Here is a 21,205-nt window from a genome sequence, read left to right as displayed (position 1 = left end):
TGCCGCTGCCTTGCGGTAAGATTCGACCAAGCTTGAAAAAGGATCACCCATGTACATCGGAGAAATCGCCCGCCTGGCGGGCACCTCGCCCAAGGCCTTGCGCCACTATGAAGCGCTGGGCTTGCTGGGCGACGTGCGCCGCTCGGGCGCCTATCGCGTCTACACGCAGCAAGACCTGGCGCAAGTCAAATTGATACGCCAGGCGCAAGTCCTGGGCTTCCGCCTGGCCGAACTGCTGCCCGTCCTGGCCGGCGACGATACCGACTGGGCCGCCCTGTCGCAGCACATCGCCGCCAAGCGCGCGCAAGTGCAGCAGGATATCGCCCGCCTGCGCCAGCTCGACTCGCAGCTGGCCGACATCGATACGGAAATCGGCGACTGCCTGGCGCGCCAGCGTCTGCAAGAGGCCGCTTGACTCTGCCACTAGGGACAGGCTTTAGCATGCAAGCTCTTCTTTAACGGACAGCCTGCATCATGACCAAGACGACACCCAAGCGCATTTTGATTATTCTCGGCCACCCGTCCAGCGACAGCTATTGCGCCGCCCTGGCCGAAGCCTACGCCGCCACGGCCCGCAGCGAAGGCCACACCGTGCGCGAACTGCGCCTGGGCCAGCTGGACTTCGACCAGAACCTGCATGAAGGCTACCGCCAGGTGCAGCCGCTGGAAGCGGACTTGCTGGCCGCGCAGGAAGCCATCACTTGGGCCGAACACCTGGTGTTCGCCTACCCGATCTGGTGGGGCGGCGCACCGGCCCTGCTGAAAGGCTTTGTCGACCGCGTCTTCCTGCCCGGTTTTGCCTTCAAGTATCGCCCCGGCAAGGCCTTCCCTGCCCAGCTGCTGAAGGGCCGTACGGCCCAGCTACTGGTATCGATGGATACGCCGCCCTGGTATTTCCGCTGGATCTACCACATGCCCGGCATCCACCAGCTGCGCAAGACGACTCTGGAATTTTGCGGCGTCAAGCCCGTCAGAGTGGCCTGCTTCGGTCCCATTTTGAACTCCACCGAAGCGCAGCGCGAGCGCTGGCTGGAACAGGCGCGGGCGCTGGCCCGGCGCCTGTAAGTTGCTTGCCATGCAGCCATCTTGCATACGGTTTTGACAAGCTCGTAATCAAGCCGTCACATTCAAAGGCTACCATGATGATATTGCCTGTTTGTCAGTCGCCTTGCTGTCGCGACAACAAGGGTCCGATCGTCATGTAAAGGTAGCCGCTGTGGAGTTCAACGCTTCTCGATTGCATCTTCCCCGTTATCGCACGTCCGTGGCGTCCGACCTGTGCATCCCCACGGAATCCGTGCAGGCCGACGCCAGCAATTTCGCCGTGCTGGAACTGTTCACGGAACGGCGCGACATGATGAGCCTGCCCGTAACGGAGCAGCAGCGCCCTATCGGCTTGATCAGCCGCAACATCTTCATGTCGCAGATGTCCAAGCCCTTCTATCACGAGGTGTACGGCAAGAAGAGCTGCATCGCCTTCATGGACAAGGAACCGCTGATCGTCGACGGTGCCATGAGCATCGAAGACCTCACCTTCCGCGCCGTGGAAGCGGGCGAAAAGGCGCTGGCCGACGGCTTCATCATCACCGAGGCTGGCGCGCTGGCCGGCGTGGGCTTCGGCTTGCAGCTGATGAACGTGGTGGCCACCATGCAGGCCGAAAAGAACCGGCAAATCATGCACAGCATCGATTACGCCAGCGTGATCCAGCGCGCCCTGCTGCGCACTTCCGATGCGGAATTGCGCGCCACCCTGCCCGATGCGCACCTGGAATGGCAGCCGCGCGACGTGGTCGGCGGCGACTTCTACTTTTTCGAACGCCATGCGGGCGGCTGGTTCGCCGCCATCGCCGACTGCACCGGCCACGGCGTGCCGGGCGCCTTCATGACCCTGATCGCCTCGTCGGCCCTCAGCCAGGCCCTGCGCGAACTGGGGCCGCACGATCCGGCCGCCCTGATCGGCGCCGTCAGCCGCGCCATCAAGACCTTGCTGGGCCAGGACGGTGCCAGCAGCGGCGAGGCCACCGGCCACGCCGGCTCGAACGACGGCATGGATTGCGCCTTTTTGTGCTACGACACGGCCAGCGCCAGCCTGCGTTTCGCGGGGGCGAAACTGGCGCTGCACGTGGTGGCTCCGGGCGACGAGAGCGTGCGCGCCATCGACGGCGCGCGCATGGGCGTGGGCTATGTCGACACGCCGGCCGGCTACTGCTGGCACAACGAGACGCTGGCCATACCCGACGGCAGCCTGCTGTTCCTCACCACCGACGGCTTGCTCGACCAGATCGGCGGCGCGCGCGACATCGCCTACGGCAAGCGGCGCATGCGCGAGCAGCTGCTGGCGCGGCGCGACGCTCCCGCCGGCGACGTGGCGGCGGCCCTGCTGCAGGACAGCGCCGCCTGGCAGGGAGCGCAGCCGCGCCGCGACGACCTGACCTTTTTCTGTTTCCGCCTGTAGTTTTGGCGCCATCGAGCCACCTTATCAACAAGAAACCGGGTCACCGGCTAGCCAGGAGCACGGACGTGCTGTACGAAGAATTCAACGAGTTTTGGGATGTGGCGCGCAAGCGCAACATCATCTTTTTTTACGTGGGCTATTTCTCGCAGCACGTGGTGAACGCCATTTCCGAAACCATCAAGGCGCGCCTCGATACGGCCGGCGCGGCCGGGCCCACGCGGCGGCGCATCTTTTCCTCGTTCATCGAGATGTCGCAAAACATCATGCACTATTCCGCCGACAGCCTGACGCCCGATGCGCAGCTGGACCAGCAGATGCGGCGCGGCTCGTTTTGCATCGGCACGCGCGGCGACAGCTTTTTCCTGCTGTGCGCCAACCCCGTCTCGACGGACAACGTGGCGCAGATCCGCGCCCGCCTGGAACCGCTGCACACGATGACGATGGAAGAAATCCGCCTCGCGTATAAAAAGGCGCTGCGCGAGGAAGCGCCGGCCGACAGCAAGGGCGCGGGCCTGGGTTTTCTCACCATGGCGCGCGACGCCAGCGAGCCGCTGGAATTCGAGTTCGTCCAGGATCCCCAGGAACCGGGCCACACCATCTTCTGCATCAAAGCCATCATTTGAAAGAGCCGACTCAGGAAAGTATATGCAATTACCGTCACCACTGTTCATCGCCGCGACCCCGAGTTCGCCCGAAATCGACTTCCGTTTCGAGCAGCACACCCTGTCGATCAAGGGCGAATCGTATCCGGAAAACGCAGCCGCCTTCTATGGCCCGCTGATCGCCGCCGTGCGCGCCTACCTGGAAGGCTGCCGCGAAGCGGCCATCACCGTCAACGTCTCGCTGGCCTACTTCAACAGCTCGAGCACGAAGATGCTGTTTACCCTGTTCGACACCCTGAACCAGGCTGCCGTGGACGGCAACCAGGTGCGCCTGAACTGGTACCACGACGAAGACGACGACACCATCCTGGAATTCGGCGAGGAGCTGCAGCAGGACTTCACGGCGCTCGATTTCCACGACCATCCCGTGCAAGGCAGCTAGGGCATGCACGCCGCCCTCTCCGAGTCCGGCCTGGAGCCCGACCTGTTCACCGTGGAAGCGGCGGCGCTGGCCGCCGCGCGCCGCATGCACGCCGACGCCAACGCCTCGGGCGCGGAACAGCGGCGCGTGCTCGGTGAACTGATCATCCACTACGAGCGGCTGATGCGCGAGACGCGGCGCCTGATCGGCCGCAGCGACCGCGCCGAGCGCGACATGCATCTGCTGAACCGCCAATTGCAAACCCTGGCCGGCCAGCTCGAATACCGCGCCACGCACGACCCGCTGACGGGCGCCCTGAACCGCGGCGCCGTGATCGACCACGCGTCGCGCTGCCTGGCGCAGGGCGACATGGCGCTGATCGTGCTCGATATCGATTTATTCAAGCAAGTCAACGACGACTTCGGCCACCCCGCCGGCGACGGCGTGATCCAGGCCGTGGTCGACTGCCTGAAAGGATTGCTGGGACAGGAGACGGCCATCGGCCGGGTCGGCGGCGAAGAATTTTCCGTCGTCTGGCCCACCTCTTCGCGCGACGACGCGGCGCAAGTGGCGCAGCGCATCTGCGAGGCGGTCGGCCGCCAGCGCCATGCGGCGCCCATCACGCGCGCCATCACCGTCAGCGTGGGCCTGAGCTGGAACCGCGCCGGCACGCCGTTCGAAACGGCCTACAGCCATGCGGACCAGGCCCTGTACCAGGCCAAGCGCGAAGGACGCAACTGTGTGCGCCAGTGGCTGGAAAGCTGAATCAGCGTACCTGCTCGCGCGCCATGCCGCCGTCGCGGCGCATGGCGGCCGCCGCCCGCTGCATGGCCGCCACCTGCGCCTCGGGCAGTTGCTTGTTGCAGGCCAGGTAAGTCTGCACGCGATTAAAAGTCAGCAGCGGCACCACCTTGCCCGCCCATTCCTTGCCCACAAAGGGCTTGCTGCCCACGGCCATGCCCACGGCCCACAGGTCGATGCGCCCCAGCAGCAGTTTTTGCGGATTGAGCCACTCCTGCGTCACGGGCGCCACGTTCATGCCGCGCTGGCGCAGGTAGTCGTCGCGCGCGTCGCCGAGCACCGTACCGATCACCAGGCCGCGCGCATCGTCGAGCGTGCGCAGCGCCAGGTGCCGCTCGGCCAGGCCATAGAGTATCCATTCCGCTTCGTTGAGGGGGCCGATCCAGCGAAATTGCGCTTCGCGCTCCTGCGTGCGGCTGGTGGAAAAGATACAGGTGTCGGCTTCGCGCAGCGCCTGCGCGTACGCGCGCTTCCATGGCAGCAGTTCGATACTGTAGGCAATTCCGGCGCGCGCCATGATGTCGCGCACCTTGAGCGTTTCACGTCCCACGACGACATTGCCTTCCATCATGCTCGATGGCGGCAAATGCTCGCCGACGATGCGCAGGCCGGCCGCCGCGGCCAGCGCCGGCATCAGCAGCGCCACTGCCAGCAGCCGTGCCATGCTTCCTTGTTTCATGCTTGCTTTCATCTGCTACAGGGGATTCAAGCCGATGTTACCATCGCCTCCCCTACGGCATCGCCGCATATTGCCAGTTCAATCAACTATTTTCGGCAGCGTGGCAACAAGCCAACGCCAGCAGAACGTCATGCGCGAGGGGATGAGATGAAAAGTAACTGGCGGAAAACAGTAGGAGTCGAACCTACGGGAGAACGTCTGACGCCCTCCACCGGGTTTGAAGCCCGGCCACATCACCGGATGAGTGTGCTTTCCGCGGTGCCTGAGCTAAGTACTTAGCTGTTGGGCAAGGCTGCCGTATAGGACCACAGCGCCTGCGGGCGCAATAGATGCCCATTGCCAACACGACGAGTATAACCGACGCGGTCGAAGAATTCCAAGACCTGGATCGCCCGCTTGCGGCCCAGGCCGCTGGCGTCGCGGAAGGTGGCCGCGCCCACGGCGCCGGAACCGGGCGCCAGGCTCTCGTCCAGTTCCGCTTTTTCGGTCAGGGTGCGCACCAGTTGCGCCAGCTCGGCCAGCGCCGCCTGGTGATAGAACAGGTCGTGCACCACCTGGCTGATCTGGCCTGCCTTGGCAAGTTTGCGCAACAGCCTGCGCGTCTCGTCCTCGGCCAGACCGAAGCCCCGCGCCAGGTCGCGCGTCCACGGCGGATCGGCTCGCCCCTGCTCCAGCGCGGCCAGCAAGGGTTCGGCCACCGCCTGCTCCTGCGGCGTCAATTCCACGCTGTGCGTCGGCAAGTGCAGACTGGCGCCGCGCGCCAGTATCTCGCCGCGCGCCAGCAAGCCTTCGACCAGGTGGCTCCACAAGGCGTCTTCCATCTCCGCGTCGACGATGCGTTTCAGGCGCCACAGTTCCGGCCCCGCCTCGTCGGGGGCGCGCGCGTGGAAGTTTTCCAGTGCGGCCAGCACCCGCTCTTGCAGCGCCAGCAACGCTGGCGGCGCCACCAGCAGGGCGTCGCCACCGCGCAGGGCGATGCGCCGCGTCTCGGGCGGCAGCGCCAGGGCGTCCGCCGGCAGCAAGGACAGGCGCACCAGCAGCGACTCGCGCAGCCCCAGCGGGCTTTGCGCCAGCAGGGCCGCATAGTCGCCGTGCGCGATGAACGCGGCCAGCGCATCGAGCCAGGCCAGCCTGGCCGGGCTGCGCCGCTTGCGCGCCGGGCCGAAGGGATCGAGCACCATGCCGCCGCCCACGGTCTGCGTCGCTTGCGCGTTGCGCACGACGAAGCGGTCGCCCGGCACGCCGTGCATGGGGGCGTCGAACACCAGCTGTACTCTTCCCGTCTGCCCCGGCGACAGGGTCTCGCCATCGAGCATGACGGCGCGCGCCAGCTGGTGCGCCGCGCCCAGGTGCACGTGCAGCGGCGACCAGGCTTTCAGCTGCACGCCCGCGTCGGGCAAGAGCGTCAGTTCCACGTCGAGGCGCTCGGAACACTGCGCCAGCTCGGGCGCGACGATCCAGTTGCCCCGCTCGATGCGCTCGCGGTCGATGCCGGCCAGGTTCAGCGCCAATCTCTGGCCCGCCATGCCCGTTTCGGCCGCCCGGTTCTGCGCATGGATGCTGCGCACGCGCGCCTGCGCGCCGCCGGGCGCCAGTTGCAGCATGTCGTCCACCTGCGCGCGGCCCGCCAGCGCCGTGCCCGTAACGATGGTGCCCTGCCCCGACAAGGTGAACACGCGGTCCACGCCCAGGCGGAACAAACGCCGCTCGTCGCGCTGCGGCAGGCTGCGCGCCACTTGCGTCAGGTGCGCCAGCAAGGCGGCCACGCCGGCATCGTTGTCAAGATTGGCGGCCGTGGGGAAAATCGGGCTGCCCGCCAGCGGCGTGCCGGCCAGCAGCGCTTCGATGTCCGCCTCCACCTGCGCCACGCGGGCGCTGTCGGCGCGGTCGATCTTGGTCAGCGCCACGGCGCCCCGCGTCACGCCCAGCAGTTGCAAGATGGCCAGGTGTTCGTGCGTCTGCGGCATGATGCCGTCGTCGGCCGCCACCACGAGCAAGGCGAAGTCGATGCCCGTCACGCCGGAAGCCATGGCGCGGATGAATTTTTCGTGGCCCGGCACGTCGATCACGCCCAGCACCGTGCCATCCGCCAGCGGCAGATAGGCGTAGCCGAGTTCAATCGAAATGCCGCGCGCCTGCTCTTCCTTCAGACGGTCCGTGTGCACGCCCGTCAGCGCGCGCGTCAAGGTCGTCTTGCCATGGTCGATATGGCCTGCGGTGCCGATGATCATGCGGACAACTCGGCGAGCTGCGTGATGAAGGCCGTTTGGTGCGCCGCTTCCAGGCAGCGCAAATCGAGCCACAAGGTGTCCTGACCGATACGCCCGATCACGGGGCACGGCAATGTGCGCAAACGCTGTTCCAGCACGCCCAGCGGATTGCTCAGGCGCGAACCGGGCGCGCTGCGAATGGCCAGGCCAAAGCTGGGCAGCTGGTCGACGGGCAAGGCGCCGCTGCCGATCTGGCTTTTCATGGCTTCCGCCGTCACCACGTACTGCAAACCCAGCGCGCCTTGCAGCAGCGGCAGCAGGGTTTCCGCCTGCGCGCGCATGGCGGCGGCGGGACGCGTCAACAGACGCAAGGTGGTCAGCCGTTCGGCCAGCAAGTCCGGCGCGCGGTACAGCTGCAGCACGGGGGCCAAGGCGGCCAGGGTCAGCTTGCCAACCCGCAGTGCCCGTTTCAATGGGTTGCGCTTGATCTTCGCGATCAGGTCTGCCCGCCCGACGATGACGCCGCATTGCGGGCCGCCCAGCAATTTGTCGCCGCTGAAGGTTACCAGGTCGGCGCCCGCCGCTATCGTTTCGCGCACCGTCGTTTCATGCGGCAGACCATATTGCGCCAGGTCGACCAGGGTGCCGCTGCCCAGATCCACGGCCGTCGGCACGCCGTGTTTTACGGCCAGCGGCACCAGTTCGTCGAGCTCCACGCTTTTCGTGAAACCGGTGATCGCGTAATTGCTGCAATGGACCTTCATCAGCAAGGCAGTGTTCTCGTTCACGCCATTCGCGTAGTCGGCCAGGTGCGTGCGATTCGTGCTGCCCACTTCACGCAGCACGGCGCCCGCGCGCGTCATGACGTCGGGGATGCGGAAGGCGCCGCCGATTTCCACCAGTTCGCCGCGCGAGACGACGACCTCCTTGTTCTGCGCCAAGGTGTTCAGCATCAGCAGCACGGCGGCCGCATTGTTGTTGACGATGGTGGCCGCTTCGGCCCCAGTCAATTCGCGCAGCAGTTCCTCGACCAGGTCGTCGCGGTCGCCCCGCTTGCCCGTTTCAAGATCGAATTCCAGGTTCATCGGCCACTGCAGCGCTTCCACCACGGCTTGCACGGCCGTATCGGGCAGCAGCGCGCGGCCCAAATTCGTGTGCAGCACGGTGCCCGTCAGGTTGAAGACGGCGCGCAGCTGCGGGCGCGCTTGCGCTTGCAGCCGTTCGTCCATTTGCGCGACGATGGCGGCGATCGACGCGCCCTCCTCGCACACTGCGCCGGCCAGCATGGCGGTGCGCAGTTCGGCCAGCATGGCGCGCGCGCAGGCCAGGGCCTGCGCGCGGCCGTAATGCGCAATCAGGTCCAGGCAAGCCGCGTCGCCCAGGATGCGGTCGACCGACGGCAGGCGCACGGTTTGCCCCGTCGTCATGACGGCTGGCCTTCGCTGCTTTTGCCCAGCCACAGCAGCGGATTGCCGCTGGCGCGCTGGTAGCCCGCTTCGCCCACCAGCAGGTCAAGCATCAGGCTGGCCAGGTCGTCGGCCAGCGGTTCGACGTTGTAATCGTGTTCCTGGTTGAAGACTTTGCGATACGTATGGCAGTCGTCGCAGGTTTCCGCGCGCGCCACCTTCTTCGGATCGTTCGCCTTGTTCGGCAATTTGTCGTCCTTCGCCGTCACGGGGTCGAACGGTTTGGCATCGGCCGCGTCCAGGCCCTGGTAGGCGATCTTGCCATTCTGTTCGCACGTCGAGCACTTGACGCGCACCATATGCCATTCGCTTTCGCAAATGCCGCAATGCAGGTAGCGGTAACCTTGGGACTGGCCGCCGATGCGGATCACGCTGGCGACGGGGTGCGAACCGCAGACAGGACACAAGGTGCCCGTTTCCAGGTCCGGCACGCGCGCGGCGCGCAATTCGCTGGCCGACACCGACCATAAAATTTGCAACGCGGCCGCGACGAACGGCGCATGCATGGGATTGAGGTTGTCGCCGTTTTCATCGAGCACGGCATCGGCGCAGGCGTCCAGCGCTGGCGCATCGAGTCCGCGCAGCTGGGCCAGCACCTGGGTCAGGCCGCCGGACAGTGCCGGCTGGCTTGCAGCCGTGGCGGCCAGTTCATCGAGCAGGCTGGCGAAAATGTCGCGCCAGACGGGCGGACGGGCGCCGCTGACGGGCAGCACCGGCATGCGGTGCTGGATGGCGCGGCGCAGCGCGTCCGGGTCGGCGGCAGGCACGGCGCCGGGCGCCAGTTTTCCCACCACGGCCGCTTGCGCATCGGCCAGCGCGGCCATCAGCACCAGGTAGCCCTGCATGCCCGCGTCGACGGGGATGCCCTTGATGTTACCTTGCGCCAGTTCGCGCAAGCGCAAGGCGCGCGCCTTGAACAGACTGTCAGGCTGCGGCAGCAGCAGGCGCGGAATCGCGTTGTGGTCCAGGCCTTCGATTTCGCCTGGCTGGAGTATGCGTTGTACCAATGGAGTTTTCCCATCAAAAAAGGCAAGGCAGAGCCAGCGGATTTGGCTGTGCTGTAAAAGTATTTTAATCGATAAAAAGAAAGGGGCCAGTCTTGGGGGACTGGCCCTGGCATACGAAAACGCCGGCGGCGGAGCATGTCGGCTTACGCGAAGCTAAGCCGACCTACCCTACTGCCTACTTTCTCGTATTACGCACCACCGATTCAAACCACTTCGGATGGTGCTTGCGCGCCCAGCCATAGGTGACGGTGCCGCGCACCATGGCGCCGATCGAGCCCTTGACCCACAGGGCCGCATAGATGTGCACGATGATGGAGCAGATGATGCCGAACGCGCACACGGCATGCAGCAAGGCGGCAGCGCGGATGACGGGGATCGGGAAATAGAACGCGAAATAGGCGCGCCAGATCACGATGCCCGACAGCAGCAAGCCCACCATGCAAGCGAGCAGCACGAAGAACAGGATCTTCTGGCCGGCATTGTATTTGCCGATCTTCGGAAGCTTTTCTTCGCGGTTGTTGAGCACGTCGTCCATCTGTTTCAGCCACTGCTTGTCGCCGTCCTCGAACTTGTTGTGGTGCCAGAAGCGCACCACTAAAATTGCGAACGAGACGAACATCACCAGGCCGGCAAACGGATGCAAAATGCGCGTCCATTGCCCGCCGCCGAACAGGTTCGCCAGCCACGCCATCGACGGATGGAACATGGCCAGGCCGGACAGCGCCAGCATGACGAAGGTGATGGCCGTGACCCAGTGATTCGTGCGCTCGTTCGGGTTGTAGCGTTCGATCAAGGGGTTGCCATCCTTGTCGCGCAACTTGCCATCGTGATGTTCACTAGGATTCATGCTGTTCCTCCTTGATGCGCTTGGCCTCTTCCAGCGCTTCGTGCTCCTCTTCCTTGCTCACTTCGTTCGGACCGACACGCGTGTAATGGAAGAAGCCAGCCAGGGCCGTGGCGGCCATGCCGGCCACCGCCAGCGGCTTGGACCAGCCCTTCCAGAAGCCCACCATCGGGCTGATGCGCGGGCGTTCCGGCAAGTTCGAATACAGCTTCGGCTTGTCGGCATGGTGCAGCACGTACATCACGTGCGTACCGCCCACGCCCAGCGGATCGTACAGGCCCGCGTTCTCGAAACCGCGCGACTTCAGGTCGACAATGCGCTCTTCCGCATGGACCTTCATGTCCTCCTTGGTGCCGAACACGATGGCGCCCGTCGGGCAGGTTTTCACGCAGGCAGGTTCCTGGCCCACGGCCACGCGGTCCGAGCACAAGGTGCACTTGTAAGCGCGGTCGTCCTTTTTCGAAATGCGGGGCACGTCGAAAGGACAGCCGGCCACGCAGTAACCGCAGCCGATGCAGTTTTCCTGGTGGAAGTCCACGATGCCGTTCGTGTACTGCACGATGGCGCCCGGCGCCGGACAGGCTTTCAGACAGCCCGGGTCCTCGCAGTGCATGCAGCCATCCTTGCGGATCAGCCACTCAAGGTTGCCGTCGTTGTTTTCGTGTTCGGCAAAACGCATCACCGTCCACGATTGCGGCGTCAGGTCCGTCGGATTGTCATAGGTGCCATGGTTTTCGCCGACTTCGTCACGCAAGTCGTTCCATTCCATGCACGCCGTCTGGCAAGCCTTGCAGCCGATGCATTTCGACACATCGATCAGCTTGGCCACGGTGCCCGTCACCGGGCTGCGTGCTTGCGGCGGGGTCACCGTGGTAGCCGACAGGCGCCGGATATCTAAGGATTGCAGTGCCATTATTGAGCTCCCATCATGCTTTTTCCACCTTCACGAGGAAGGACTTGAATTCCGGCGTTTGCGAATTCGCATCCCCCACGCCCGGTGTCAGGGTATTGATCAGATACCCCGGCTTGGCCACGCCCGTGAAGCCCCAGTGCAGCGGCAGGCCCACGGTATGCACCGGCTTGCCCTCGATCATCAAGGCCTTGATGCGCTTGGTGACGACGGCCTTGGCGATGATGTGGCCCCGCTTGGAACTGACGCGCACCTCGCCACCGGCAACGACGCCGATGCTCTTGGCCAGCTCTTCGCCGATTTCAACGAATTGCTGCGGCTGGATGATGGCATTCAGGCGCGCATGCTTGGTCCAGTAATGGAAATGCTCGGTCAGGCGGTAGCTGGTCGCCACATGCGGATATTCCTCATGCGTGCCGAACATTTTCCGGTCATCGGCAAACACGCGCGCAGCCGGATTGCTGGTTGCTTGCGGGTTTTTCGGATGCATGGGGTTGTAGCCCAGCGGATTTTCGAACGGCTCGTAATGCTCGGGGAACGGTCCTTCGGCCATGGCGCCGCGCGCAAAGAAGCGCGCCACGCCCTCGCCCAGCATGATGAACGGACCCATGCCGTTTTCCGGCGGTTCATCGACCTTGAAGTCGGGAATATCGGCCCCGCTCCAGTTCGTGCCATTCCATTCGATGAGTTTACGGGTCGGGTCGAAAGGCTTGCCCTTCAAGTCGCACGAAGCGCGGTTGTACAGCACGCGGCGGTTCGCCGGCCACGCCCAGGCCCAGCCCAGGGTCTGGCCGATGCCGGTAGGGTCGCTATTGTCGCGCCGTCCCATCTGGTTGCCCGCCTGCGTCCAGCTGCCGGCGAAAATCCAGCAACCGCTGGTGGTCGTGCCATCGTCGCGCAATTGCGCAAACGAGGCCAGCTGCTCGCCCTTTTTGACCAGCAGCTTGGTCGGATCCTTCGGATCGTACAAGTCGGCCAGCGCACGGCCGTTGAATTCGCGGGCGATTTCTTCCGGCTGCGGGTTATGCGGCTGCGCATAATTCCACGTCAGGTTTAGAATCGGATCGGGGAACTTGCCGCCCTCTTTCTGGTACATGGCACGCATGCGCAGGAACAGACCCGACATGATTTCCAGGTCGCTGCGCGCCTGGCCTGGCGGTTCGGCCGCCTGCCAGTGCCACTGCAAGACGCGCGAGGAGCTGACCAGCGAACCGCGTTCTTCGGCGAAACAGCTGGTCGGCAGGCGGAACACTTCCGTCATGATCTTGGTGGGATCGACTTCGTGGTACTGCCCGTGCGCCTTCCAGAATTCGCCCGTTTCCACGGCCAGCGGATCCATGATGACGAGGAACTTCAGCTTCGACAACGCTTCCGTGACCTTCTGCTTGTTCGGCGCGGACGCCAGCACATTGAAGCCCTGGCAGATATAGCCCGTCATCTTGCCTTGGTGCATGTTCTCGATGGCTTGCATCAAGTCATACGGCTTGTCGAGTTTCGGCAGGTAGTCGAAGGCGTAGTTGTTCTCCGCCGTGGCAAAGTCGCCCCACCACGTCTTCATGAAGCTGACGTGGAACTTGCGGTAATTGCTCCAGTAGCTGAGCTGGTTCGGCCGCAGCGGCTTGGTGGCGCGCGCGGCGATATAGCCGTCGAAGTCCTGCTCGCCCTCGTTCGGCAGGGTCATATAGCCCGGCAACAAGTTCGACATCAGGCCCAGATCGGTCAAGCCCTGGATGTTCGAGTGGCCGCGCAAGGCGTTCATGCCGCCGCCGGCGATGCCCATATTGCCCAGCAACAGCTGCACCATGGCGCCCGTGCGGATGGTTTGCGCACCCGTCGAGTGGTGCGTCCAGCCCAGCGCGTACAGGATGGTACCGGCGCGTCCCGGCACGGCGGTCGAAGCCAATGCTTCCGCCACCTTGTGGAACTTGTCGGCCGAGACGCCGCACGTACGTTCGACCATCTCGGTCGTGTAGCGCGAGTAATGCTTCTTCATCATCTGGTAGACGCAGCGCGGGTGTTCCAGGGTCGGGTCGACCTTGGCATAGCCATCGTCGCCGATCTCGTAATCCCAGGTGGCCTTGTCGGTGTACTTGCCTTTTTCCTTGTCGAAACCCGAGAACAGGCCGTCCTCGAACGCATAGTCTTCGCGCACGATGAATGGCATGTCCGTGTAGTTGCGCACGTACTCATGCTGGATCTTGTCGTTCGTCAGCAGATAATTGATGATCGCGCCGAGGAAGACGATGTCCGTGCCGGTACGCGTGGCGCAGTAGTAATCTGCCACGGATGCGGTACGGGTAAAACGCGGATCGACAACGATCAGCTTGGCCTTGTTATGCGCCTTCGCTTCCGTTACCCATTTGAATCCGCAAGGATGTGCTTCTGCTGCATTGCCGCCCATGACCAGGATCACGTCGGCATTCTTGATATCGACCCAATGATTCGTCATCGCGCCACGGCCAAACGTCGGGGCAAGACCTGCCACCGTCGGTCCGTGTCATACACGCGCCTGATTATCAAAGGTCAGCATCCCCATGCTGCGCACTGTCTTGTGGGTCAGATACCCGACCTCGTTGCTGCCGGCGGACGCGGCCAGCATGCCGGTGGAGAGCCAGCGGTTGACGGTCTTGCCGTCGGCATTCTTTTCGATCAGGTTGGCATCGCGGTCATCCTTCATCAAGCGCGCGATCTTGTCGAGCGCCACATCCCAGGAGATCGGTTGCCATTCCGTGCCGCCCGGTGCGCGGTACTCGGGCACTTTCAGGCGGTTCGGGCTGTGGATGAAATCGACCAGGCTGGCGCCTTTCGGACACAGGGTGCCGCGGTTCACCGGGTGATCGGCATCGCCTTCCACGTGGATGATGCTGGAGACGGCATTTTTCGCGCCGTCGCCCAGCCCATACAGCAGGACGCCGCATCCTACCGAACAGTAGGGACAGGTATTGCGTGTCTCGGTCGTGCGAGACAGCTTGTATTGCCGCACTTCCGCCATCGCCTGGCCCGGTGCGAAACCGAGCAGGGCGAGGCTGGAACCAGCAATGGTCGCGCCAGTTACCCGAAGGAACTGGCGCCTGGACATCTGAACCATATTCAGGCCTCTATGATGTGAGTAAATAAAAGTCATACGGCGTCGTGGTCGTGTCATATCATCAAGATATAAGCACCATGCCTGTGCCGTATGACAGCATTTTACCCCCCAATCCCGATCAAGGCTCAGTCCGCAGGAGAACGTTTCCTTTAGTCAACATTAATTTGACTGTACCGAACATTTCCTCTAAACCATGCCAGCCTGCCCGGTACACTTGCATTTCGCTACCCACCCATGAAAAAAACCCGCTCGCAAGCGGGTTTTTCGGAGACAGCAAAAAGTTACAGGCTGTAGCGCAAGGTCAGCGCCACGTTGCGCGGCGCGCCCGGCAAGCTCAGGTTCGGGCTGGAACCGTGGCCCGACACGATGTAGCGCGTGTCGCCGATGTTGTTGACGTTCAGCTGCACTTCATAGCGGCCCGTGCGGTACGCAGCCATGACGTCGGCCGTCACGTAGCCTGGCAGCACGACGGTGTTGCCTGGATTGGCAAAGCGGCTGCCGACGGCATTCGCGCCGCCGCCCACCGTGAAGCCGTGACCCAGGTCTTTCGTCAGCCACAGATTGGCCATGTTGCGCGCCGTCAGGGTGGCGCGCTTGCCCTTGATGGCGACGGCGCTGGCCGTCGTCGTGCCGGGAACATTCACGCTGCGGTCGACGGCGATGGAGTCGGTGATGGTGGCGTCCAGGTAAGCGTAGCCGGCCATCATTTTCCAGCCATCGTGCAAGTCCGCGTTGAAGGTCAGTTCCAGGCCATCCGTGCGCTGCGTGCCGACGGGCACGATGCGGTTCGTGATCGGGTCGCTGGTCTTGATATTGTCGCGCTCCAGACGGAACAGCGACACGGTGGCGTTGGCGCGGCCGCCCCACAAGTCATATTTGGCGCCCACTTCCGTGTTGCGCGTGGTTTCCGGCGACAGGTCGGCATTGTTGGCGGCCAGGGCGAAGTTTTCCCCGCTCGGCTGGAACGAGCGGCTCCACGACGCGTAGTACGATTGCACGGCGCTCGGTTGCCAGACGAGGCCGGCGCGGGGGCTGTAGGCCGAATCCGTGCGCGACAGGTCAGCCGTCGTCACGCCAAGCGCATTGGCCAGGCGCGACTGCTGCTTGTAGCGGTCATAGCGCAGGCCGGCCAGCGCCTTCCACTCGTCGCTGATGCTCAAGGCGTCCTGCACGTACGCGGCCGCCGTGTCGTAGGTGCCGAAAGTATCGCCGCGCGCGCCCAGCTTGCTGCGGTTGACTTGCGGCAAAACGGGATTGAAGATCGACACATTCGTCGCCACCACGGTCGAGGCCCAGCTCGACGCATCCTTGTTTTGCTTGCCGAACTCGGCGCCGTACAGCACTTCGTGGCGCAGGCTGCCCGTGACCAGCTTTTGCGTGAGCTCCGTCTGGTTGAACCAGCCGCTTTCGTCGCGGTTCAGCTTGGCGTGGCCCAGGCTCATCGTGCCCTTGACTTCGTTGACGTTGCCGGAAATATTCGTGTTGTTGCGGTCCAGGTGGTAATCGTAGTAGCGGAAGGCATTGCGCAGCGACAAGCTATCGCTGAACTTGTGCGTCAGGGTGGCGGCCGTGGAGACCACGCGCGACTGGCTGAAATCCGCATCGCGGGCGTTGGCGGCGCCAAAATAGGTGCGCGCATCGACGGCGACGGGACGGCCCTGGTAGGACGGGATGCCGAAGTCCGTCAGGCGGCGGTCTTCCAGGTAATCGCCCTGCAGCAGCAATTTGGTGGCGCTGGAGAGGCGGATGGCGACGGAGGGCGACAGCGCCGTACGGTTGATGAATTGCTGGTCGCGGTAGCTGTCCGACAATTCGCGCGCGCCCGTGAAGCGCCAGTCCACCGTCTCGCCGACACGGCCCGCGTCGACTTCGCCGCGGCGTCCTTTTGTGTTGGTCAGGCTCAGGGCCACGTCCGTGATGTCCACGCCCGGCTTCTTGGTGATGCGGTTGACCAGGCCGCCCGAGGAACCGCGGCCGTACAGCACGGCGGCCGGCCCCTTGATCACTTCCAGGCGCTCCACGTTCGACAGGTCGCGGAAATACAGCGCGTCATCGCGGAAGCCGTCGACGAACTGGTCGCCGATGGCCGTGAAGCCGCGGATGAACACCTGGTCGCGCTGGCCGTCGCCCGTGGACAAGCCCACGCCGGGGATATTCTTCATGATGTCCTGGATCGACATGGCGTTCTGGTCGCGGATGACGGCGGCCGGCACCACGTTGATCGTCTGCGGCACGTCGCGCAGGGCCATTTCCGTCTTGGTGCCGCTGGCCGAGGTGGCGGCGACATAGCCATCCTTGTCCTTCGACGCCGTGACGGTAACGGCGGGCAAGCTTTCCTGCGCCCAGACCGCCAATGGCGTGGCGCCCAAGGTCAAGGCGCCCAATACGGCGATGGTGATCGGTTTGAATCCTGGCTTGCGACGTTGCTGCATACAATTCCCTGGTCGATTTTTTAATACGAATGATTATCATTATTATTATTTTATCAGGCAAACCTGCATAAAGTAAGCACTTCTGTAAGTGATAGTACTTATGGACTAGGTACTTGATGTAAAAACACAACAGGAAATCAATATCAAAAAATAATTAAAATTGCTTTGAAAAACTATTTCTCTGCGTCAATGCTATACTTGCGGCTTGCTGGGCAGCGGTCAGCCTGACCGACGAGCCCCTTGCTTCACCTCCAACGCCACGCTCAGCGCGGCGCGCCGCACAGCCATCACGCGGCACCCGAAGACCCCGATCCCCTGCGCCTTGCGGCGCCTGTCCGCCCCTGCTGGCGGCGGCGATCATGACTATTAAACTGTTAGGAATTACATGAAAAACCTGAACATCGGCAGCCGCCTTGGCGTCGGCTTTGCTGTCGTATTGCTGTTGCTTGCCGCCTTGACCATCACCGCCCTCGTGCGCATGCAAACGGCCAGCGACCTGACTTACCGCCTCATCAATACCAGCATCAAGAACCAGCGCATGGTGGCCGAATGGTCGAAAATCATTGAACTCAACAGCGTGCGCGGCGTCGCCTCGTTCGAGATCACCGACCCCATCGTGCGCGCCAAGATCGAGGAAGACTTGAAGGTCGATGCCGAGCGTTCCAGCAAGCTGCAGGACGACATCGTCGCCTCTTTGCTCAACCCGGCCGTGATCGAGCAATTCAAGGTCGTGCGCAAGGTGCGCACCGACTACGTGACGACGCGCGCACGCGCCTTCAAGATGAAGGCCGACGGCGACATGGCGGGCGCCAAGGTCGTGTTCGACAAAGAGGTCGCACCGATCACCGTGGCCTACCTGGCCGAAGTCAAGCGCTTTGCCGGCATGCAGATCAAGGCGGCCGACGGCGTCGGCAACAGCATCATCGAAGCCTACAGCGGCACCCGCATTTTCCTGATCACCATGGGCGTGCTGGCCGTACTGATGGGCATCGGCTTCGCGTGGTGGATAACGCGCTCGATTACCGGCCCCATCCGCGCCGCCGTGAAAGTGGCGGAAACCGTGGCAGCGGGCGATCTGACCAGCACCATCATTGCGCAAGGCCGCGATGAAACGGGCCAGCTGATGCACGCCCTGAAAACCATGAACGACAGCCTCGTCGGCATCGTGGGCCAAGTGCGCAGCGGCACCGACACCATCGCCACGGCATCGGCCGAAATCGCCGCCGGCAACCAGGACTTGTCGTCGCGCACGGAACAACAAGCCAGTTCGCTGGAAGAAACGGCCTCGTCGATGGAAGAATTGACCTCGACAGTAAAACAGAACGCCGACAATGCGCGCCAGGCGAATAAACTGGCCGGCGATGCGGCCGGCATCGCCAGCCGCGGCGGCGCCGTGGTGGCCGAAGTGGTCGCCACCATGAGCGAGATCAATACCTCGTCGAAGAAAATCGTCGACATCATTTCCGTCATCGATGGCATCGCCTTCCAGACCAACATCCTGGCCCTGAACGCGGCCGTGGAAGCGGCGCGCGCCGGCGAACAGGGCCGCGGCTTTGCCGTCGTGGCCACCGAGGTACGCAACCTGGCGCAGCGCTCGGCGGCAGCGGCGAAAGAGATCAAGGGCTTGATCGACGACTCCGTGCAAAAAGTCGACGTGGGCACCGACCTGGTCGACAAGGCCGGCAAGACGATGGAAGAAATCGTGCAAAGCATAGCCTTCGTCACGTCCATCATGAGCGAGATCAGCAACGCCAGCGAAGAGCAGAGCGCGGGCATCGAGCAAGTCAACCAGGCCATTTCCGAAATGGACCAGGTGACCCAGCAAAATGCGGCGCTGGTGGAAGAAGCGTCGGCAGCGGCTGAAGCGATGCAGGAACAGGCGAGCGAACTGGCGCAGGTAGTCAGCGTCTTCCGCCTGGACGCCAACGCGGCGGCTACCGACCGTTTCAGCGTGAAAGCGGCACAGCGCAGCGTGCCGGCAGCGCCAGTCGCACCAGCCCGCAAGGCCTCGGCCCCTGCCCTGCGCCTGCCGGTGACGCGCACCAGCAGCAAGGCAACGGCTCCCGCCGAAGGCGAGTGGGAAGAGTTTTAAATTTTCTTCAGCAAGCCCTGCGGCATCAAGCCGCGCGGGCTTGCGCTTGGGCGATCAGTGCCGCCAGCTCGCGCGGCACGGATTGCCCCAGAAATTCCAGCGCCAGCGCCTCCGGATCGATGGCGGCGTCCGCCGGCAAGCCATGCTCGAAGCCGCCCACCATGGTGCGGCAAAAATGCGGCGATTCCGCCCGCGTTTCCACATACCAGCAGCCCGCATGACCCTGCACGAAGTATTCGCCGATAAAGTAGCCGAGCATGGTTTTCACCCATTGCCAGCTTTCGTCGCGGATGACGATGGTGCGCATGGCCGCATCGATGTACGGCAAGTATTCGGCCGCGTTCGTCAACACTTCGTGCGCCGGCTGGATGCCCAGGCGCTCGACAAAGTTCACCAGCGACGCGCCCAGCGCGTCATAGTAGGCATCAAAAGCCGTCTGGCTTTGCTGCAATAATTGCTCTTGTTCGTACGACAGCATTCACACTCCACAGACATTCAACAATCCCATATTTTACGCCACGCTCACATCCACGCCCGCGCGCTGCAGCAAGGCCTGGTTGCGGGGAGACAGATGCGTCACCTGCAAGTGCTTGCCCGCCTTTTCATAACGCTCATACAAGGCTTCGATGGCGGCGATGGCCGAGTGATCGGCCATGTGCATGTGCCGGCAATCGAGGATGACGCGGGCAGGGTCGGTCGCCGCCTGGAACAGTTCCAGGAAATGCGTGGTCGAGGCGAAAAACAGGGTACCGTGTGGCAGGTACACGCGCACGCCTTGTGCACCATCATCGATGTCGGCACGCATGTCGCGCGCATGTTGCCAGGCGAAATTCAAGGCGGCAATCACGATGCCGCACAGCACGGCCAGCGCCAGGTCCGTAAACACGGTGATCACCGTCACGGCAACGATCACCAGCGCATCCTGCAGCGGCACCTTGCCCAGCACGCGCAAGGAGCCCCAGGCAAACGTCTGCTGCGCCACGACGAACATCACGCCGACCAGGGCGGCCAGCGGGATGCGTTCGATCAGCGGCGACAGGAACAGGATGAACAATAAAATCATCACGCCGGCCGTCACGCCCGACAGGCGCGAGCGGCCGCCCGAACTCAGGTTGATCATGGTCTGCCCGATCATGGCGCAACCGCCCATGCCGCCAAACAGGCCCGAGACGACGTTCGATGCGCCGAGGGCGATGCATTCGCGGTTCGGCTGGCCCCGCGTTTCAGTCATCTCATCGGTGAGATTAAAAGTGAGCAAGGTTTCCAGCAAGCCCACCATGGCCATCAGTGCCGCATACGGAAAGATGATGTGCAAGGTCGCCATATCCAGCGGCACGGTAGGCCAATGCAGGGCCGGCAAGCCGCCGGCGATATGCGCGAGGTCGCCCAGGGTGCGCGTGGGCAAGTGCAAGAAATGGCTGAGCACGCCGACGCCGAGGATGGCCACCAGCGCCGGCGGCACGGCTTTTGTCAGGCGCGGCAGCATGTAGACGATGGCCATGGTGAGCAGCACCAGCGCGCTCATCACGTACAAGGGCGCGCCTTGCAGCCAGGTTTCGCCTTGCGGCGTGGCCTGGCGGAAGTGTTCCAGCTGGGCCATGGCGATGACGATGGCCAGGCCATTCACAAAGCCCAGCATCACCGGATACGGCACCATGCGGATCAGCTTACCGAGGCGCAAGATGCCGAACAGCGCCATGATGATGCCGCTCAGCACCACGGTGGCCAGCAGATATTGCACGCCATGCTGGGCCACCAGCGCCACGATGACGACGGCCATGGAACCGGCCGCGCCCGAAATCATGCCGGGGCGCCCGCCAAAGATGGCCGTGAATGCGCAAATGATGAAGGCGCCGTACAAGCCCATCAGGGGATTCAGTTGCGCCACGAGGGCAAAGGCGATGCATTCGGGCACCAGGGCGAATGAGGTGGTCAGACCCGCCAGGACGTTTTTTTGTATGTTCGAGAACCACTCTTCCCGAAAAGTTGCGTTGATCATTGATGCGTATCCAAAGTCGGAACAGAGAAAATGCCGTCCTGATGGACAATCATCAGACGCAGCCATGCCAGCGGGCGTCACAGAAAAGCCGCGCTGCGGTTGAACGGAGCAGGAAAGTCGTCAGTGACTACATCGGTATGGCGGAAAGGGGAAGTTTCATCAAGGCGCCAGGCGGCGCGGCTGAGCTCGTTGGCATTAT

At 63.4% G+C, this 21,205-nt stretch carries 17 protein-coding genes and 1 tRNA gene; 7 read left to right on the top strand and 11 right to left on the bottom strand.

Annotated elements, in window-relative coordinates; genetic code table 11:
* Positions 1-49: 49 nt before the first annotated feature.
* From GYK42_RS14650 to GYK42_RS14625, 6 genes are all read left to right on the top strand, one after another.
* A complete protein-coding gene (locus tag GYK42_RS14650; RefSeq protein ID WP_166448084.1) occupies positions 50-415 on the top strand; it encodes a MerR family transcriptional regulator in 366 nt (121 codons plus the stop codon).
* A gap of 59 nt (positions 416-474) precedes the next feature.
* Entirely contained in the window at positions 475-1,065 is a 591-nt protein-coding gene (locus GYK42_RS14645; RefSeq protein WP_166448083.1) for an NAD(P)H-dependent oxidoreductase, read from the top strand.
* Positions 1,066-1,237: 172 nt separating this feature from the next.
* Entirely contained in the window at positions 1,238-2,455 is a 1,218-nt protein-coding gene (locus GYK42_RS14640) for a SpoIIE family protein phosphatase (protein WP_205711402.1), read from the top strand.
* 65 nt (positions 2,456-2,520) lie between these two features.
* Positions 2,521-3,078, top strand: coding sequence for a SiaB family protein kinase (locus tag GYK42_RS14635; protein ID WP_034756676.1), 558 nt, complete (start codon positions 2,521-2,523; stop codon positions 3,076-3,078).
* 22 nt (positions 3,079-3,100) lie between these two features.
* Positions 3,101-3,499 carry a DUF1987 domain-containing protein gene (locus GYK42_RS14630; RefSeq protein WP_070305130.1) on the top strand — a complete coding sequence of 133 codons (399 nt, stop codon included), beginning with the start codon at positions 3,101-3,103 and terminating at the stop codon, positions 3,497-3,499.
* A 3-nt stretch (positions 3,500-3,502) separates the two neighbouring features.
* Positions 3,503-4,243: a GGDEF domain-containing protein gene (locus GYK42_RS14625; protein ID WP_166448082.1), complete on the top strand. Its 741-nt coding sequence runs from the start codon at positions 3,503-3,505 to the stop codon at positions 4,241-4,243.
* A 1-nt stretch (position 4,244) separates the two neighbouring features.
* On the opposite strand, the gene GYK42_RS14620 is transcribed toward GYK42_RS14625, so the two are convergent.
* The 9 genes from GYK42_RS14620 to GYK42_RS14580 all read right to left on the bottom strand — a co-directional run bounded on the left by GYK42_RS14620 (position 4,245) and on the right by GYK42_RS14580 (position 16,915).
* On the bottom strand, positions 4,245-4,958 hold the full coding sequence (locus GYK42_RS14620; RefSeq protein WP_240943595.1) for a substrate-binding periplasmic protein: 714 nt from the start codon (positions 4,956-4,958) through the stop codon (positions 4,245-4,247).
* A 159-nt stretch (positions 4,959-5,117) separates the two neighbouring features.
* Positions 5,118-5,213, bottom strand: a tRNA-Sec gene (locus GYK42_RS14615).
* Positions 5,214-5,233: 20 nt separating this feature from the next.
* The gene (gene selB, locus GYK42_RS14610) at positions 5,234-7,189 is read right to left on the bottom strand and encodes a selenocysteine-specific translation elongation factor (RefSeq protein ID WP_166448081.1); all 1,956 of its coding nucleotides are present in this window, start codon (positions 7,187-7,189) and stop codon (positions 5,234-5,236) included.
* Positions 7,186-8,595, bottom strand: coding sequence for an L-seryl-tRNA(Sec) selenium transferase (gene selA, locus GYK42_RS14605; RefSeq protein WP_166448080.1), 1,410 nt, complete (start codon positions 8,593-8,595; stop codon positions 7,186-7,188). The genes selB and selA overlap by 4 nt, the downstream gene beginning before the upstream one ends.
* Positions 8,592-9,641: a formate dehydrogenase accessory protein FdhE gene (gene fdhE / locus GYK42_RS14600; protein WP_166448079.1), complete on the bottom strand. Its 1,050-nt coding sequence runs from the start codon at positions 9,639-9,641 to the stop codon at positions 8,592-8,594. The genes selA and fdhE overlap by 4 nt, the downstream gene beginning before the upstream one ends.
* A gap of 175 nt (positions 9,642-9,816) precedes the next feature.
* Complete coding sequence (locus GYK42_RS14595; protein ID WP_166448078.1) at positions 9,817-10,488, bottom strand: formate dehydrogenase subunit gamma; 672 nt, start codon at positions 10,486-10,488, stop codon at positions 9,817-9,819.
* Positions 10,478-11,398 (bottom strand): formate dehydrogenase subunit beta, encoded by a 921-nt coding sequence (gene fdxH, locus GYK42_RS14590; RefSeq protein WP_166448077.1) that lies wholly within the window; start codon positions 11,396-11,398, stop codon positions 10,478-10,480. The genes GYK42_RS14595 and fdxH overlap by 11 nt, the downstream gene beginning before the upstream one ends.
* A 13-nt stretch (positions 11,399-11,411) precedes the next feature.
* Positions 11,412-14,483: a formate dehydrogenase-N subunit alpha gene (fdnG, locus tag GYK42_RS14585; protein WP_166448076.1), complete on the bottom strand. Its 3,072-nt coding sequence runs from the start codon at positions 14,481-14,483 to the stop codon at positions 11,412-11,414.
* 281 nt (positions 14,484-14,764) lie between these two features.
* Positions 14,765-16,915 (bottom strand): TonB-dependent receptor, encoded by a 2,151-nt coding sequence (locus GYK42_RS14580; RefSeq protein ID WP_166448075.1) that lies wholly within the window; start codon positions 16,913-16,915, stop codon positions 14,765-14,767.
* A gap of 385 nt (positions 16,916-17,300) precedes the next feature.
* Here GYK42_RS14580 and GYK42_RS14575 point away from each other — a divergent pair, with 385 nt between their 5' ends.
* Positions 17,301-19,007 carry a methyl-accepting chemotaxis protein gene (locus GYK42_RS14575; RefSeq protein ID WP_166448074.1) on the top strand — a complete coding sequence of 569 codons (1,707 nt, stop codon included), beginning with the start codon at positions 17,301-17,303 and terminating at the stop codon, positions 19,005-19,007.
* A gap of 25 nt (positions 19,008-19,032) precedes the next feature.
* Here the strand turns inward: GYK42_RS14575 and GYK42_RS14570 are convergent, their stop codons facing one another.
* Entirely contained in the window at positions 19,033-19,485 is a 453-nt protein-coding gene (locus tag GYK42_RS14570; protein ID WP_051991793.1) for a hypothetical protein, read from the bottom strand.
* A gap of 33 nt (positions 19,486-19,518) precedes the next feature.
* Positions 19,519-21,006: a SulP family inorganic anion transporter gene (locus GYK42_RS14565; RefSeq protein WP_166448073.1), complete on the bottom strand. Its 1,488-nt coding sequence runs from the start codon at positions 21,004-21,006 to the stop codon at positions 19,519-19,521.
* Positions 21,007-21,205: the final 199 nt, after the last annotated feature.

It is taken from the genome of Janthinobacterium lividum, assembly GCF_011601275.1.
Taxonomy (GTDB): Bacteria; Pseudomonadota; Gammaproteobacteria; order Burkholderiales; family Burkholderiaceae_D; genus Janthinobacterium; species Janthinobacterium lividum_E.
This window is presented reverse-complemented; position numbering and strand designations above follow the sequence as displayed.